Genomic DNA, 15,921 nt, shown 5'->3' on the forward strand with positions numbered 1-15,921 from the left:
GAACGTACCGTGAAAACGCGTGGGCGCAGGACCTTCTCGCTTCGCACCCGGGTGGCGGGTGCGGCGGCGGCCGGCGCCGTCATCATCGTGACCGTGCTCAGCGCGATCACCGTGCAGGCGATCGAGCGCAACAATCTGCAGCAGAGCGATCAGCAACTCGCGGTCGCGTCTCGCCTCGTCCTGCTCGACCCGGTGATCGCGGTGGGCGTGCTCGGCTTGACCGGACTCAACGACGACATGGCGATCACGGTGCGCGACAGCGGGTCCGTGGTGGCGAGCAGCCCGGTCCAGCTGCCGAACCTGGCCACCGGATCGCGCACCGTGACCGTGGGCGGCGTCCCGTACCGCGTGCTCACCACGACGGAGAATCAGCCGCCGGATCGCACTGTCTCCCTTGGCATTCCGGCCGACGAAGCGGCCCGTGCCACCGCCGAGCAGCAGCGCTGGGTGATGGGCGGCGCACTGCTCGCGGTGGCCGCGGCGGGCGCGCTCGGCTGGTTGCTCGCGGGCCGCGCGGTGCGCCCGATCGTCGACCTCACCCATCAGGTCGGCACGCGCAGCGCCTTCCCCGACCCCGACAATCCGCATCCCCCGGTCGACGGGAAGGGCATGCGCGAGGCCGAGAAACTCGCCGACGCGGTGAACCGCATGCTGCAACGGGTCGACCAGGCGCAGGAGGAGACCGCGGCCGCGCTGGAGACCGCGCGCGATTTCGCCGCCGTCTCCGCCCACGAACTACGCACCCCGCTCACCGCAATGCGCACCGACCTGGAGGTGTTGCGCACCCTCGACCTCGACGAGGCGCAGCGCGCGGAGATCCTCGCCGACCTGCAACGCAGCCAGGGCCGGGTGGAGACCACCCTCGCCGCGCTGGAACGGCTCGCCACCGGCGATCTCACCAATCAACGCGACCACGTGGACACCGACGTCGGCGACCTCTGCGACCAGGCCGCGCACGACGCCATGCGCCACTTCCCCGGCCTGACCGTGCGCATCGAGACCGACGCGGAACTGGTGACCCGCGGCCTGCCCGCGGGTCTGCGCCTCGCGGTGGACAACGCGTTGGCCAACTCGGTGAAGCACGGCAGGGCCACCGAGGCGCTGGTCTCGGCGCACCGGACGCCGCACGGGCACATCGTGATCGCCGTCGACGACAATGGCCGCGGTATCCCGGTCGAGGAGCGCGCCGCGGTCTTCGAGCGGTTCTACCGGGGTAGTCAAGCGAGCAAAGGCGGCTCCGGACTCGGCCTAGCGCTGGTCGCCCAGCAGGCCCAATTGCACGGCGGGCGGGCGTATTTCGAGGAAAGTCCGCTGGGCGGCGCCCGGTTGGTCCTCGAACTGCCGGAGCGGCATCGCACCGATCAGCCCGCGTCGAACGGGTCCCGCGTCCGCTGAATCCCTTGCCCTTACCGAACTCTCAGAGAAACGCCAAGGGGGCCGTTAGCAGCGGTCCTTATGGTCGGTGATCGTGATCGGACATCGCGCCCGCTGGGCCCTGCTCGCCGTTGGGATCGTCACCGCAGGAGCGATCGGGGGTGGAGTCACCGCCTGTGCGAGCTCGGGTTCCGCGCCGTCGGGGATCGCCTTGGTCAACGCCGACAGCGGACCGACCGGCGCGCGCATCGTGCAGGCGCTCGAGCAGGACGGCGCGGGCTACGAGTGGACGATGGCGAAACCGGGCGAGGCGAACACCGACGACTACGCGGCCGTCATCACGCTGCCCGCCGACCTCACCGAGTCCATGGGCACGCTGGCCGGTCCGGTGCCGCAGCGCGCCATCGTCACCGTCGCCGCCAACGACGACGCCGACGGCGACCTGGTTAACGGGGCGATCCAGGCGGTGACGCACCGCATCGGCGCGACCGGGGTGGACGCGGCGCTCGCCGCCGTCGCCCAGGCCCGCAGCCAGCTCACCGGGGTGCAGTTCACCGCCCAGCTGCTCGGCGCGGGCGTGAACGCCGCGGCCGCGGGCGCGGACCAGTTCAGCGCGGGCGCCGACCAGCTGCTCGGCTTCCTGGATTTCGCGAAAGCGGGCTCCGCCCAGCTGACTTCGGCCATCGCCATGCTCAACGACACCGTCGACGGCGCGGTCGTGCAGGCGAATCAGCTCGCCGAGGCGCTGGATTCGACCGGCATCACGATCGCGCAGGTACAGCAGACCGCGGGCACCGTCAGCTCCGGACTGGACCAGATCCTGCCGCTGCTGCGCGCGCTGCCCTTCGCCAACGATCCGGCGCTGGCCGACATCATCGGCAAACTCGAAGCGCTGCGCGCCGTCTCGGGCCAGGCGGGCTCCCAGCTGGACGGCCTCGACCTGCTGGTCGGCGGCGCCGTCGACCCGAACACCGATCTCGGCGCCCTGCTGCGCACCGTCGTCGGCCGCCTGCAATCCGCGAGCGCCCAGCTGAACGAAGGCGCCGAGCTCGCAGAAGGACTCCCCCGGCTCGCCGAACAGGGCGGCGCGCAACTGGTCGACGCGATCGGCCAGCTCACCGGCGGCGTCACCCAGCTCCAGCAGATCGTGACCAACCTCAACACCCAGACCGGCAAGGCCATGGACGCCCTACCCGTCCGCAGCACCACCCAGCAGTCCGCGATCGCCCTCGCCCTCACCGACCCGGTGGAAATCGTCCGCGAATGAGCTCGCGCGTCACGCCGACCAGCCGTGCCGACGTGGTGCGCCCAGTTGCTCGTCCTCGGTGTCCCGCAGCCGCCGCGCGGCGCGGTCGAGCCAGGACGCGAATGTGGTCGCGAGGTCGCCGGGCGTGGTCGGTCGCACGCTGACGTGCTGAGCGCGGATCTCCGTGTAGCGGCCGTCCTCGGCGATGTCGTACCACTGCAATGTGTCCTCCGCTTCCGGGCGGGTGTGCAGTGGGCCGACGCGCAGCCCGGCCGAGCCGCCGCCGTCGGCGGGCCGTCCCAGCAGCCGCTGATACCGCTCGCGCGGAGTGTTGCGAGCGTTGTCCCGCAGGTAGGTGCCGCGGTTCGGGCGCAGGTCGTCGGGATGGAAGGTGGCGGGCGGTCGCTTGCCCGGCGGGCAGGGCGGAAGTGCTTTCACGATCTGGACGGCCAGCGATTCCGGACCGCAGGTCCGTAGCCGGATCGGCCCGTTCTCCTCAGCGAGGACGGTCTGGAACGCGACCACCGCGTGCGAGCTGTTGCGGGCGCCGACGATTCGGTACTGCTTGACATCACCCGTGCTGTTCTTGTGCTTGCGCGAGCCACCCAGGATCTCGATGCGCATGTCCGAAGTGGACAGTGTGTGCATGGCGAATTCGATCTCCTCCAGCTCGTCGCCGGTGTAGCTCGCCCGCACCCGGAGGCGGTGCTGGTCGAAATCGTTCTGGACGGCGAAACGGCTGAGGTACTTGAGCGGGCGCGGGAACCGGTCGTTGGCGTCGCTGTACCAGAGCGCCGCGAAATCCTCGGGGTCCCAGTTCCATTCGGGCATGTCGGGTCCGTTCGGTGGTGCGAGTGATCGGGAGACGGGTCGGCCGCGCCAAGGTCTGGGGCGTGCCGTGCCGGTCAGGCGGAGGATTGGTGGCGCGGCCGCGCGCCGGGTCGTGCGCGTGCGGGTCGGCCGCGCGCCGCTACTCGGGCGGATGTTCCCCGATCACGCCGCCCGGCGCTGTTTTCGGCAGCTCGCCGAGCAGTTCCTCGGTGTTCTCCATGGTGATCAAGTACTCCGGGATCTTGTGGTCGGCGTCGTCCTCGGACTTGCCGCCGGGGCGGGCGCCGAGTCCGCCCATGCCGGGCATACCCGCCATGCCGCGGGCCGGGGTCGCGGCTGCCGCGGCAGCTCCGGCCGGACTCGCTCCCGGCGCACCCGGGGTGCCCGGGATACCGCGCCCCGGCGACGGCGTCCCGGTGCCGGGTCCGGGGATGCCAGGACCCGGACCGCCCGGCGTTCCAGCAGGATTGGTGCCCGTGGGCACGGTCGGCTGGTTGGCGCCGGGCTTGGTGGGATCGGTACCGGCCGGGGTTGTCGAACTCGGCGTGGTGTCCGTGGAAGTCGGGTCGGTCGAGGTGTCCTCGGTCGTCGGCTCGTCGGTCGGGTCGTCTTCGGTGCCCGGCTCCCCCGTGGTGGGGTCCTCGGTACCCTCCGGATCGTCCCCGTTGTTCACACCCGTGTTCGTCGGGCCTCCGTTTCCATTCCCATCGTCGTCGCCCGTGTCTTTGGTGGGCGCCGAGATGTCGAGCGGATTGGTCGGATCGATCGGCTTCGGCAATACCGGGATCTGCCCGTCGAGGTCGACGAAAGGCGTGACGTAGTAGTCCTTCATCACCGCCTGGGCTTCCTCCTGGCGGTCTTCGATCACACCGTCGCGGTTGGTGCCGACCCACGGCCAGGAGTCCTTGTGCCACCAAGGTTTTTCCTCGACGGGCTCGGGGAGGCGGCTGTTGGTGTCGACGATGGCTTGGGCGGCGGCCCAGACCCGGGTGCTGAGATTGCTCAGCGGGGTGGTCAAGTCGTGTGCCGACTTCGTGTACCGCTGAATGGCATCGCGAGCGTTGTTCGCGGCGTTGCCTTCCCAAGCGCCCGCGATCGACTTCTGAATACTCGCGTTGAACACCTCGACGCCTGCCTCCCACTGCGCGGACAGGTCGCTGTATCGGCCCGCGATGCTGTACGCGTTGGCCGGCTGGAGCGGATTGAAGGCGCCGCTGATCTCGAAATGCTTGTATTTGTTCGGACGTTCGCCGCCATCGGTGATGCGGGCCGGTTCGTTCTCGTTCACGGCTACGGTCCTTCCGGCGCGAGGACCTCGGGCTGACCGACACCGGGCTTGCTTTGAGCGGGGTCGATGGGGGTCAGCTGTTCAGGAAGACGGGCCAAGATCTTGTTCACACGCGCCGCGAAGTCGGCATCGGCGTCCACGTAGCGCTGGCGGATCTCGCGGTGGAGCGTTTGGATGTCCTCGACGATTCTGAAGTGATCTTCAAGTATCGCGTGGATACTGTTGTCGGAGCCTTTGCCTTTGGTGCGAAACCGGTCGACCAGGGTTTGCGCTGAGGTGAGAATCGCGTTGTCGGCGCCGATCCCCCACTGTGCCTTGTCGATTTCCGAAATCGCTTGCGCCTCGTGCTGCATCGCGCGAATCGCCAGTTTGAATCGCTCACAGTCGCGGTCTATGTAGACGAAGTCTTCCGGTTCCATCCGCAATCCGAGGCGGCCTTCTCTGGCATCCGTGATCAAGTTGGCGATTGGCCGCGTCTCGTTCTCGCTCATTGGTTTTCCCTCCCACAGAACACGGGCTGCCGCCGTTTGCTCAGGCGCCCGCCGGTAGCGTGGGCACGACCTTCTCCGCCAAGGTCATGCCCAGCTGACACGTATCGATATGTCCGGTGTCTCGATTCGAGGCCGGGTTGTCGAGGTGGAACTCGAGCGTGCCGCCTTTGATCTCCACGTTGATACTGCATACCTCCGCGGCCCGGGTATCGCTTCGTCGAGCCGAGATCGCCGGACGACCGGCGATCGTGACTTCCCGGACGTCGTTGAAGTAGTGCTCGCGAACGTACGGAATGGTGAGATTCGATGACTGGATCGCGACGGAGTAGCCGCTGCCACCGGCGACCCAACGGCAGCCTCGCCACTTGGTGCCGTCCGGGCCATCCGCGTTCGCCTTGTTGTCCGCGAAGGCTTTCACCAACCGCTCCGACTTCAAAACGCTCTCCGGCACATCCGTACACGGGTTGTAACTCTTCGGCACATCCACCGCCAACCCCGACGCCGTCGTCGCGCTGGTAGCCGCGGAACTCGGCCGCGCCTCCCCCTCGGTAGACCCCCCGCACCCCGCCAGTCCAACCCCCGCGGCGAGCACCCCCACCATCAGCACGGCCTTGTCCATCGCCCGCATGCTCACCCTGCTTCCCCTCCGCGCGTAGGTCTTCCGGCGACTATAACCAACGCCCACACCGCGAGTCGGTCCGACGACAGCGGCTCGAAGCGCAGGCGACGGCCACCCACGTCGGAGAAGCGACGGCGCCGAACAATGCCCACACTCTCTTCGACGCACCGAAACGCGTTCCGGTTCCACCGAATCGCGCCGGATACGACTGTGGCCCGCACTCCGGGGAGTACGGGCCACGATCTCGTCGCTTACGACAAGACGTCGATCAGGTCGATCACGAAGACCAGGGCCTTGCCGGAAAGGTGGTGACCCGCACCGGCCGGGCCGTAGGCGAGCTCCGGCGGGATGGTGAGCTGGCGGCGGCCGCCGACCTTCATGCCGGGGATGCCGTCCTGCCAGCCCTGGATCAGGCCGCGCAGCGGGAAGACGATGGTCTCCCCGCGCTTCCACGACGAGTCGAACTCCTCGCCGCTGTCGAATTCGACTCCGACGTAGTGCACCTCGACGGTGCCGCCGGGCACGGCTTCCTTGCCCTCGCCGACGGTGATGTCCTTGATCACGAGCTCGGTGGGCGCGGGGCCCGCTTGGAATTCGACAACCGGCTTGGTCATTCGGCTATCCCCTTCGATAGGTGGGTTGGATTGTCAGCGGTTGGTGATCTCGCGGTAGTCGCGCGCGCCGTATCCGGTGTAGATCTGGCGCGGACGACCGATTTTCAGCGGCTCGCTGTGCATTTCGCGCCAGTGCGCGATCCATCCGGGCAGCCGGCCCATCGCGAACAGCACGGTGAACATGCGGGTCGGGAAGCCCATGGCCTTGTAGATGACGCCGGTGTAGAAGTCGACGTTCGGGTACAGCTGACGCGAGATGAAGTAGTCGTCGGTGAGCGCGGCCTCTTCGAGCGCCTGGGCGATGTCGAAGAGCTCGTCGTCGCCGCCGAGCTTGCGCAGGATCGCGTCGGCGTGCTTCTTGGCGATGGAGGCGCGCGGGTCGTAGTTGCGGTAGACGCGGTGCCCGAAGCCCATGAGCTTCACGCCGTCTTCCTTGGCCTTGACCTTGCGGATGAACTCCTTGACATCGCCGCCCTGGGCCTTGATGTCGTCGAGCATCTCCAGCACGGCCTGGTTGGCGCCGCCGTGCAGCGGGCCCCACAGCGCGTTGATGCCGCCGGACACCGAGGTGAACAGGTTGGCGTCCGAGGAACCGACCAGGCGCACCGTGGAGGTGGAACAGTTCTGCTCGTGGTCGGCGTGCAGGATCAGCAGCATGTCCAGCGCGGCGGCCACTTCGGGGTCGACCTCGTAGGGCTCGGCCGGGAAGCCGAAGGTCATCCGCAGGAAGTTCTCCACCAGGCTCAGCGAGTTGTCCGGGTAGAGGAACGGCTGGCCGACGGACTTCTTGTACGAGTAGGCCGCGATGGTCGGCAGCTTGGCGAGCAGGCGGATGGTGGACAGCTCGACCTGCTCGGGGTCGCGCGGGTCCAGCGAGTCCTGGTAGTAGGCCGACAGCGCGTTCACCGCGGAGGAGAGCACCGGCATCGGGTGCGCGTTGCGCGGGAAGCCGTCGAAGAACCGCTTCAGATCCTCGTGCAGCAGCGTGTGGCGGCGGATCCGGTCGGTGAACTCGTCGAGCTGGGCCTGGGTCGGCAGCTCGCCGTAGATGAGCAGGTAGCTGACCTCGATGAAGGTCGAGGACGCGGCCAGCTGGTCGATCGGGTAGCCGCGGTAGCGCAGGATGCCCGCTTCGCCATCGATGTAGGTGATCGCCGACTTGGTCGGGGCGGTGTTCATGAAACCGGGGTCGTATGTGACGTACCCGGTGCTGGCCAGCATTTTGCCGAGGTCGACACCGTCGTTGCCTTCGGAGGCTTCGGTGATCGTCATGGCGTATTCGCCACCCGGGTAGCTCAGCACCGGTTTGGCGTCGTTGATGTCGTTCTCGGGCACGGAAGGATCCCTCTCAGGCTAGGACCGTCGGCATCGAAGTGCGGTCGGCACGGCGGTGCGATTACCTAGACGCTAGTCGCTGTCCACGCGGCCCGGCCACGAGGGTGCCCACCGGACGACCTCACAAACGCCGTGTCGTCACGTGAGGTTTCGGCGGTCAGGCGGGCAGCGATTCGGTGTGCGCGCGAGCGACCCGGTAGCGAACGAAAGCCGGGAAGGCCAAGGCGGCCAGCACGACCCCGATCACCACGAGCACTCCGCCGCCCGCCGCGGCGACAGCGGTACCCAGGCTCGCCGCGGCAAAACCGTGGGCAACATCACCGATCCGCGGGCCGCCCGCGACCACCACGATGAACACGCCTTGCAGCCTGCCGCGCATCTCGTCGGTGGCGACCGTCAGCAACATCGTGGTGCGCAGCGCGGCGGAGACCATGTCGACCGCGCCGCCGAAGGCCAGGAACGCCACCGCGATCCACAGCCAGACCCCGAGCCCGAACAGGTGACCGGCCAAGCCGACCGCGAGTCCGAAGCCGACCATCGCGACGCCCCACAGCGCGATGCAGACGACGACGGCCAGCCCTTGGCGGCGGATGCGCGGAATCCAGCCGGAGAACACGCCGCCGAGCACGGCGCCCGCCGACATGGCCGCGAACAGCAGGCCGAGCGCCACGCCGCCGCTGGCCGGGTCGGCGAAGGTCTCGTGCGCGATCTGCGGGAACAGCGCGCGCGGCATGCCGAACACCATGGCGATGACGTCGACGAGGAACGACGCGAGCAGGATGCGCTGGGTGGCCAGGTAGGTGAAACCGTCCAGGACCGTGCGGAATCCGGCCCGGCGCGCGTCGCCGGTCGGCGGGAACGCGGGCAGCCGCCAGACCGCCCACAGCGTGACGAGCAGTGCGATGGCGTCGACGAGATACAGCGTGGACAGCCCGATCAGCGGGATGAGCGCGCCGGCGAGCACCGGTCCCGCGATGGCGCCGACCTGCTGCACGGTCATGCTCAGCGAACTGGCGGCGGCGAGTTGTTCGGGCGGCAGGATGCGGGAGATGGCCGCGCTGCGGGTCGGCTGGTTCACCGCGAAGAACGCCTGCTGCAACGCGAACAGGATCAGCACCACCCAGACGTTGTCCAGCCCGGCCGCGGCCTGCGCCCAGAACAACACGGCGGTGACGCCGGTGCCCGCGGTGGTGATCACCATGAGCTTGCGCCGGTCCATGACGTCGGCGAGCGCGCCGCCCCACAGCCCGAACACGATCAGCGGTATCAGGCCGAAAAGCCCGGCGAGGCCCACGTATCCGGAACTGCCGGTGATCTGGAAGATCTGCTGCGGCACCGCGACCACCGAGAGCTGGGCCCCGACGACGGTGACGATGTTGGTCGTCCACAACCTGCGGTAGTCGGGGTTGCGCAGCGGGGTGGTATCGGCGAGCAGCTTCACCGGCCGGAGATTAGCGAGTTCCCGGTCCGCGAGACGACGCGAGATTCATCACATGATTTATCCGTTGTCAGGGTTGCAGCCGGTCGACGCGCATGCGTCCCTCGGCGACCCGCACCCGGATCCGGTTGTGCAGCCGACCCCTTCGGCCCTGCCAGAACTCCACCTCGTCGGGACGCAACAGATAGCCGCCCCAGTGCGGCGGCACCGGGATCTCGTCCACGTCGGCGAAGCGCGCGGTGGTCTCGGCCAGCGCGCGATCCAGCTCGGCGCGCGAACCGATCGGGCGGGACTGCTGCGAGGCCCAAGCGCCGAGCTGGGAGTCGCGCGGACGCGAGCGCCAGTACACCTCGGTCTGCTCGATGGAGGACTTCTCGACCGGCCCGCGCACGTGCACCTGCCTGCCGAGCGCGGGCCACAGGAACGTCGCCGCGGCGAACGGGACCGCGGCCAGTTGCGCGCCCTTGGCGGAGTCGTAATTCGTGTAAAACGTCACACCCTCGGGTGAGAGTCCTTTACACAGCACCGTTCTGGCGACCGGCCGCGGCGTGCCGTCGACCAGCGACACCGTGGCGAGGACCATCGCGTTGGGTTCGGCGATGCCGACCGCGGTGGCCTGCTCGATCCAGTGCCGGAGCAGCGGCTCCCAGCCCCCGGCCAGCCACGTTTCGTCCAGGTCGATGTCCTCGCCGGAGCCGAACGGCGCGCCGCCGTACTCCACCCGCATCGCGGACAGATCGGTGTTCGCCGGGAGCTCGATCGCGTCCCCGCTCGCGTGCGGCGGGAACAGGGCGGGATCCGACGCTGAATTGTCCAGGTCACGCATGGGCCAGACGTTACTCCGCGGTAGCAGGGAGCTAAGGTTTTGGTGATCGGCATGTGCTCGGCGGAGCTATACCCCTCAGCAGGTTGTTTCGAGCGACCTGCGAGCAGTCGCTGGCGACGAGAACTCATGCGACCCGAAGTGCAAGGAGAGTCACAACATGACTACCAGCCCCGCTGTTCCCGGTGGCCAGGCCACCGTACCGAGCGATTTCGTCAGCGGCCTCGAGGGCGTGGTGGCCTTCACCACCGATATCGCCGAACCGGACAAGGACGGCGGCGCGCTGCGCTACCGCGGCGTCGACATCGAGGACCTGGTCGCGGGCCGGGTGACCTTCGGTGACGTGTGGGCGCTGCTGGTCGACGGTGAGTTCGGCCGCGGTCTGCCGCCCGCCGAGCCGTTCCCGCTGCCGGTGCACACCGGCGACGTGCGCGTCGACGTGCAGGCCGGTCTCGCCATGCTCGCGCCGATCTGGGGCTACCAGCCGCTGCTCGACATCGACGACCAGGAAGCCCGCGAGAACCTGGCCCGCGCCTCGGTGATGGCGCTGTCCTACGTCGCGCAGTCGGCTCGCGGCATCTACCAGCCCGCGGTGCCGCAGAAGAAGATCGACGAGTGCACCACGGTCACCGAGCGCTTCATGACCCGCTGGAAGGGCGACCCGGACCCGCGGCACACCGAGGCCATCGACGCCTACTGGGTCTCCGCCGCCGAGCACGGCATGAACGCCTCCACCTTCACCGCGCGCGTCATCGCGTCCACCGGCGCGGACGTGGCGGCCTCGCTCTCCGGCGCGATCGGCGCGATGTCCGGGCCGCTGCACGGCGGCGCACCGGCCCGCGTGCTGCCGATGATCGAAGAGGTCGAGAAGACGGGCGACGCCCGCGCGCTGGTCAAGGGCATCCTGGACCGCAAGGAGAAGCTGATGGGCTTCGGCCACCGGGTGTACCGGGCCGAGGACCCGCGCGCCCGCGTGCTGCGCGCCACCGCCAAGCGCCTGGACGCGCCGCGTTACGAGGTGGCGGCCGCGCTGGAGCAGGCCGCGCTCGCCGAGCTGCGTGAGCGTCGTCCCGACCGCGCCATCGAGACCAACGTGGAGTTCTGGGCCGCGGTGATCCTCGACTTCGCCGAGGTCCCCGCGCACATGATGCCCGCCATGTTCACCTGCGGCCGGACCGCGGGCTGGTGCGCGCACATCCTGGAGCAGAAGCAGCTCGGCAAGCTGGTGCGCCCGGCCGCGATCTACACCGGCCCCGCCGCGCGCAAGCCGGAAGAGGTCGCGGGCTGGTCCGCCATCGCCCACCTCTGAGCACCGAACACGTTCGCGAGCCGGACGCCACGGCGGGTTTCCTTGCCCGCCAAGGCTTCCGGCTCGCGCCGTATCCGGCAACGCTGGGGTCTAACGGGCGCCGATCGGCTTGCCGAAGAACGACGCCACGGTCTCACCGAAGACCGAGGCCAGGAAGGGCAGCTCCCCCGGCGTGGCGAGCATGGTCGGCATGTCGGTGGTGGCGCAGCCGGACGGCGCGGGCACGCCGTTCAGCCGATCACGCAGCCACAGCAGCGCCGCCGGTCCGCCGGTGACTTCGGCGATGACGTGTTCGCTTGCGTGGTCGCGGGTGTACTGCACCCGCGCATCCGGGTCCTGGCAGTAGGTGTTCACCAGCTGGTCGGTGGAGCCGAGCGGCAGGATCTCGTCCCACGCCGAATGCCAGATGAACATCGGCATGTCCGGGACGGTCTTGCCGAGCCTGGTGTCCTCGAGCATCGCCTGGACCACGGGATCGTGCAACGGATCTCCCTGCGTCCGCAGCAGGCCCTTCATGTTCAGGAACGGGAACAGCGCCGACTGGTACTGCACGCACAGCGGGGCCTTCAGGGTCATCAGCGCGCGACCGAGCGGGTCGATGGTGCGATCGAGGAACGCCGCGAAGTCGGGGTACTCCCGCGCGAGGCCCATCACCGCCGCGAAGACCAGTCCGGAGGTCGCCTGGTTGTTCGCCATGTTCAGCGTCGCCCCGAGATCGGCGCCGACGCCGCCCTGCGCCGACGCGACGATGTTCAGTTCGGGCGCGTAGGTCTTGTGCAACTCGGCGGCGTGGCCGGTCGGCATCGACCCGCCGGAGTAGCCGTACATCCCCACCGGGGCGTCCGGTCCGACGCCGAGCGGCTCGAAGGCCGTCGCGGCTCGAATGCCGTCCAGGGTGATCCGGCCACCGAGCGGTCCCGCGGCATACGCCGAGTTCGGTCCCTGGTGGTCGGGAATCACGACAGCCCAGCCCTGCTGCAACGCGGCCTGCGCGAAGATGAACTCGCCCGGCGCGACGATCTGGCCGACGAGCGGCGCGACCGAAAGGTGCTGCAAGGCGTACGACGGGGTGCAATAGCCCGCCGTCGAGTCCTCGGCGATCTGCACCGAAAGCAGCTTGCGCGGCTCCGGCGCGACGCCGCGCGGCTTGATCAGGGTGGCGACCGCCGAAATCGGCTGGTCGCGACTGTCGTTGGAGCGGTAGGACACCTGCCAGGCGTCGACGTTCAGCGGGATCAGACCGAAATTGGCGACGTTGACCTGGCGTGCCGCGATCACCTCGCCCGGCGCGGTGGCGGCGAGCACCTCCGGTGGTCGGTTATAGAACCCGGGATCCAATTCGGGCGGCAGCGGCAGCGCCCGCGCGGCCTCGATCGGCGGAGCCGCCGGCGCGCCGGGCTCGGCTCCCGCCTGCGCGCCGACCCCGGTGACCACCGCGGCGATCGTCAACACCGCTCCGGTGCGCATCGACACCGCCCCGGCGTTCCTCAACACAGTGCGGAACCGGCGCGTCCAGCGCGGTCCGGTAATGGTCCTCATCGACCCACATCCTTCGACATCCACGATTGAGACTCCCGCGTCTCAATGTGGGCCACACTATGGCACGGATGTGGTGTCGGTCGCAATCAGTTCGCCGGATCGCCCGGCAGAGCGAGTGCCACGAGAAGAGTGGTGAGCACCTCGACCAGGACGTCCACCGGCGGACGCGGATCATCCAGGCTCCACTGGTGCACAAGGCCGTTGACCGCGCCGATGAAGGCCGCCATCGCGACCCGCCAACCCCCCGGCGGCGTCCGCACCCCCGGCAGCGCCGAGGCAGCCGTCTCCACGACGGCGCCCCACCGATCCCTGACCTCGAGGCGGTGCCGCTCCACCGCCTCGCTGACACCGACGATTTCCACGAAGGCGACCTTCGCCTTGCGGATGTCGCCCACGATGGCCTCGGTGTACGCGCGGATCGCGACGTCCATCAGACCGCGCGCCTCGACCGCGCCTGCCGCGGTGAGCGCCTGCGCGACGGCGTCACGCGCCTGCTCCTGGATCCGGTCGTATACCTCGACCAGCAGCTCTTCCCGGCCGGAGTACTGCTCGTAGAACTGCCGCCGCGACAGGCCCGCCGCGGCGCAGATGTCGGTGATCGAGCTGTGCGCGTACGTCTTCTCCGCGAAGACGGTGAGCGCCGCCTCGAAGAACAACGCCCTGCGCTCGACCTGCCGCTCCGCGACCGACTGCCCGGAGTAACTGTGTCTGGACCGCGCCGCACTCACACCGGCGACCCTAGTGCGGGCCGCGCGGCGCACAGCGTCTCAGCCAGCCGTTTCGTGGCACGCCGGTGCGCTCGACCGCACTACTCCTCGCCGAGCGAGGCCGCCCAGTCCACCGCCACCGACTCGCCGTGATCGACGGTGAAGAACGCCACCTCGAGATGCTGACCGAGGTCGACGAGGCCGATCGCGGCCAGCGGCACCGGCTGGATCAGCCGGACCCGCCACGGCCGCGGTTCGTCCCAGGCCCGCAGCTCGAGATCGAGGCGAAGCACCGGATCGTCGTGGCCCGCGTAATCGGCCGCCACCGGAGCGGCGGCGAGCACGGTGGCGTCGGCCCTACGGCCGTCGGCGAGGATCTTGGCGATGCTCACCCTGGTCGCCTCGTCCGCGTCGGGGATATAGAGCACCAGCCGGTCCCGGTCGCCCGGATCGACGCGGCAGGCGACGACGTCGCCGGGTTGCATCCACTCCAGGTCTTCCTCGCGCGTCCGCTGCCGGACCCGTGTCTCGTACGGGAGCGCACCGTCGATCTGCACCCGGACCCAGAAGACGTGGCCCGGCTCGCCCCGTCGCGGCTGCGGTCCGGGGCCGCCGAACGGCCTGCCGAACGACGGCGACGAGATCTTGCGCCCGAGGATGGTCGCCGATCCCGCGGTGCCGTGGATCAGTAATTCGCGCCGCGCCGCGCCCGACAGCGCGCCGGCCCGCAGCGCGAAATTCCGTGATCGCCGTGCCCGTAACCGCCACCCCGAGTTCGCCGACGCCATGCCCATGGCCGGAAAGGGTAGCCGCACTGTGTCGTACGCCACAGCGATACGCCGCCTCTATGAGTTATTGATCACACCTTCGCCGTTTTGCGGGACGTGACGGCCGCCGGGCACCCACCCGCACGAACCGAGCAGGTCGGACACGCTTTACCCTATTGGCCATGACCACTGCGTTCCCGACCATTCCCGACGACCTCAAGCCCGCCGACGGACGGTTCGGCTGCGGCCCCTCCAAGGTGCGCCCGGAACAGCTGGAGTCCCTGGTAAAGGTGGGGGCCTCGGTGTTCGGAACCTCGCACCGGCAGAAGCCGGTCAAGGACGTGGTCGCGCGCGTGCGCAACGGCCTGCGCGAGCTCTTCGGCCTGCCCGACGGCTACGAGGTCGTCCTCGGCAACGGCGGCACCACCGCGTTCTGGGACGCCGCCGCGTTCGGCCTGATCCGCGAGCGCTCGCTGCACCTGACCAACGGCGAGTTCTCCAGCAAGTTCGCCGCCGTCGCCAAGGGCAACCCGTTCATCGGCGACCCGATCGTCGTCTCGTCCGAGCCGGGCAGCGCGCCCGAGCCGGTGGCCGACCCGGCGGCCGACCTGATCGGCTGGGCGCACAACGAGACCTCCACGGGTGTGGCCATTCCGGTGCAGCGTCCAGCCGGTTCGGAGCACGCGCTGATCGCCATCGACGCCACCTCCGGCGCGGGCGGTCTTCCGGTGAACATCACCGACGCCGACGTCTACTACTTCGCCCCGCAGAAGTGCTTCGCCGCCGACGGCGGCCTGTGGGTCGCGCTGATGAGCCCCGCGGCGCTGGAACGGGTCGAGGAGATCAAGAACAGCGGCCGCTGGACCCCCGAATTCCTCTCGCTGCCGGTCGCGATCGACAACAGCACCAAGGACCAGACCTACAACACCCCGGCGCTGGGCACCCTGCTGCTGTTCGCCAACCAGATCGAGTGGCTGAACGGCAACGGCGGCCTGGACTGGGCGGTCAAGCGGACGCTGGACTCCTCCTCGCGGCTGTACTCGTGGGCCGAGTCGAGCGAGTACGCCACCCCGTACGTCACCGACCCGGCGCACCGCTCCCAGGTCGTCGGGACCATCGACTTCGCCGACTCGGTGGACGCCGCGCAGGTCGCGAAGGTGCTGCGGGCCAACGGGATCGTCGACACCGAGCCCTACCGCAAGCTGGGCCGTAACCAGCTGCGCGTCGGCATGTTCCCGGCGATCGATCCGGACGACGTGAGTCAGCTCACCCGAAGCATCGACTGGGTCGTCGAAAAGCTGTCCTGAGCGAATTCCCCGGTGCCCGTGGTCTATACAAGGCCACGGGCACCGTGCTCGAATTACCGCCGCGAGCACTCAAGCGGTAAAGCCCTCTGAACAACCGAAGAACCACGCTCTACCAGCCCCATCGGGGGCGAGTCTTACGAGCCCGTTCGCGGCCGTCTGGCTTCCGAGCGGTCGAAGCGCATGCGACGCAGTCGCTAGTCCGGACCGCTCGGAAGCGAGACATAACAGGCCGC

Annotated in this window: 15 protein-coding genes; 4 read left to right on the plus strand and 11 right to left on the minus strand. The window is 69.1% G+C overall.

Features of this window, described 5'->3' with window-relative positions; translation table 11 throughout:
• The first annotated feature begins 9 nt into the window (after positions 1-9).
• Together FB390_RS02315 and FB390_RS02320 are read left to right on the plus strand one after the other, a co-directional pair.
• Positions 10-1,395: a sensor histidine kinase gene (locus tag FB390_RS02315; RefSeq protein ID WP_246123818.1), complete on the plus strand. Its 1,386-nt coding sequence runs from the start codon at positions 10-12 to the stop codon at positions 1,393-1,395.
• Positions 1,396-1,468: 73 nt separating this feature from the next.
• Positions 1,469-2,641, plus strand: a complete 1,173-nt coding sequence (locus tag FB390_RS02320) for a YhgE/Pip domain-containing protein (protein ID WP_141807462.1) — start codon at positions 1,469-1,471, stop codon at positions 2,639-2,641.
• Positions 2,642-2,650: 9 nt separating this feature from the next.
• On the opposite strand, the gene FB390_RS02325 is transcribed toward FB390_RS02320, so the two are convergent.
• The 8 genes from FB390_RS02325 to pdxH form a co-directional block, all read right to left on the minus strand.
• Positions 2,651-3,451 (minus strand): ESX secretion-associated protein EspG, encoded by an 801-nt coding sequence (locus tag FB390_RS02325; RefSeq protein ID WP_141807463.1) that lies wholly within the window; start codon positions 3,449-3,451, stop codon positions 2,651-2,653.
• 139 nt (positions 3,452-3,590) lie between these two features.
• The gene (locus FB390_RS02330; protein WP_141807464.1) at positions 3,591-4,739 is read right to left on the minus strand and encodes a WXG100 family type VII secretion target; all 1,149 of its coding nucleotides are present in this window, start codon (positions 4,737-4,739) and stop codon (positions 3,591-3,593) included.
• A 2-nt stretch (positions 4,740-4,741) separates the two neighbouring features.
• Entirely contained in the window at positions 4,742-5,230 is a 489-nt protein-coding gene (locus FB390_RS02335; RefSeq protein ID WP_141807465.1) for a hypothetical protein, read from the minus strand.
• A 40-nt stretch (positions 5,231-5,270) separates the two neighbouring features.
• A complete protein-coding gene (locus tag FB390_RS02340; RefSeq protein WP_246123819.1) occupies positions 5,271-5,849 on the minus strand; it encodes a DUF3558 domain-containing protein in 579 nt (192 codons plus the stop codon).
• Between the two features lie 251 nt (positions 5,850-6,100).
• Positions 6,101-6,463, minus strand: coding sequence for an FKBP-type peptidyl-prolyl cis-trans isomerase (locus tag FB390_RS02345; protein ID WP_141807466.1), 363 nt, complete (start codon positions 6,461-6,463; stop codon positions 6,101-6,103).
• A gap of 33 nt (positions 6,464-6,496) precedes the next feature.
• Positions 6,497-7,798 (minus strand): citrate synthase, encoded by a 1,302-nt coding sequence (locus FB390_RS02350; protein WP_141807467.1) that lies wholly within the window; start codon positions 7,796-7,798, stop codon positions 6,497-6,499.
• Positions 7,799-7,955: 157 nt separating this feature from the next.
• The gene (locus FB390_RS02355; protein ID WP_141807468.1) at positions 7,956-9,239 is read right to left on the minus strand and encodes an MFS transporter; all 1,284 of its coding nucleotides are present in this window, start codon (positions 9,237-9,239) and stop codon (positions 7,956-7,958) included.
• Positions 9,240-9,306: 67 nt separating this feature from the next.
• A complete protein-coding gene (gene pdxH / locus FB390_RS02360; RefSeq protein WP_141807469.1) occupies positions 9,307-10,062 on the minus strand; it encodes a pyridoxamine 5'-phosphate oxidase in 756 nt (251 codons plus the stop codon).
• A 157-nt stretch (positions 10,063-10,219) separates the two neighbouring features.
• Here pdxH and FB390_RS02365 point away from each other — a divergent pair, with 157 nt between their 5' ends.
• Positions 10,220-11,368, plus strand: a complete 1,149-nt coding sequence (locus FB390_RS02365; protein WP_141807470.1) for a citrate synthase 2 — start codon at positions 10,220-10,222, stop codon at positions 11,366-11,368.
• Positions 11,369-11,458: 90 nt separating this feature from the next.
• On the opposite strand, the gene FB390_RS02370 is transcribed toward FB390_RS02365, so the two are convergent.
• From FB390_RS02370 to FB390_RS02380, 3 genes are all read right to left on the minus strand, one after another.
• Positions 11,459-12,898, minus strand: coding sequence for a lipase family protein (locus FB390_RS02370; protein WP_425465891.1), 1,440 nt, complete (start codon positions 12,896-12,898; stop codon positions 11,459-11,461).
• A 95-nt stretch (positions 12,899-12,993) separates the two neighbouring features.
• The gene (locus FB390_RS02375) at positions 12,994-13,635 is read right to left on the minus strand and encodes a TetR/AcrR family transcriptional regulator (protein ID WP_141807471.1); all 642 of its coding nucleotides are present in this window, start codon (positions 13,633-13,635) and stop codon (positions 12,994-12,996) included.
• Between the two features lie 80 nt (positions 13,636-13,715).
• Positions 13,716-14,408 carry a hypothetical protein gene (locus tag FB390_RS02380; RefSeq protein WP_141807472.1) on the minus strand — a complete coding sequence of 231 codons (693 nt, stop codon included), beginning with the start codon at positions 14,406-14,408 and terminating at the stop codon, positions 13,716-13,718.
• Between the two features lie 155 nt (positions 14,409-14,563).
• On the opposite strand from FB390_RS02380, the gene serC reads away from it, so the two are divergent.
• Positions 14,564-15,688 (plus strand): phosphoserine transaminase, encoded by a 1,125-nt coding sequence (gene serC / locus FB390_RS02385; protein ID WP_141807473.1) that lies wholly within the window; start codon positions 14,564-14,566, stop codon positions 15,686-15,688.
• Positions 15,689-15,921 lie beyond the last annotated feature (233 nt).

The organism is Nocardia bhagyanarayanae (assembly GCF_006716565.1).
Classification (GTDB): Bacteria; Actinomycetota; Actinomycetes; order Mycobacteriales; family Mycobacteriaceae; genus Nocardia; species Nocardia bhagyanarayanae.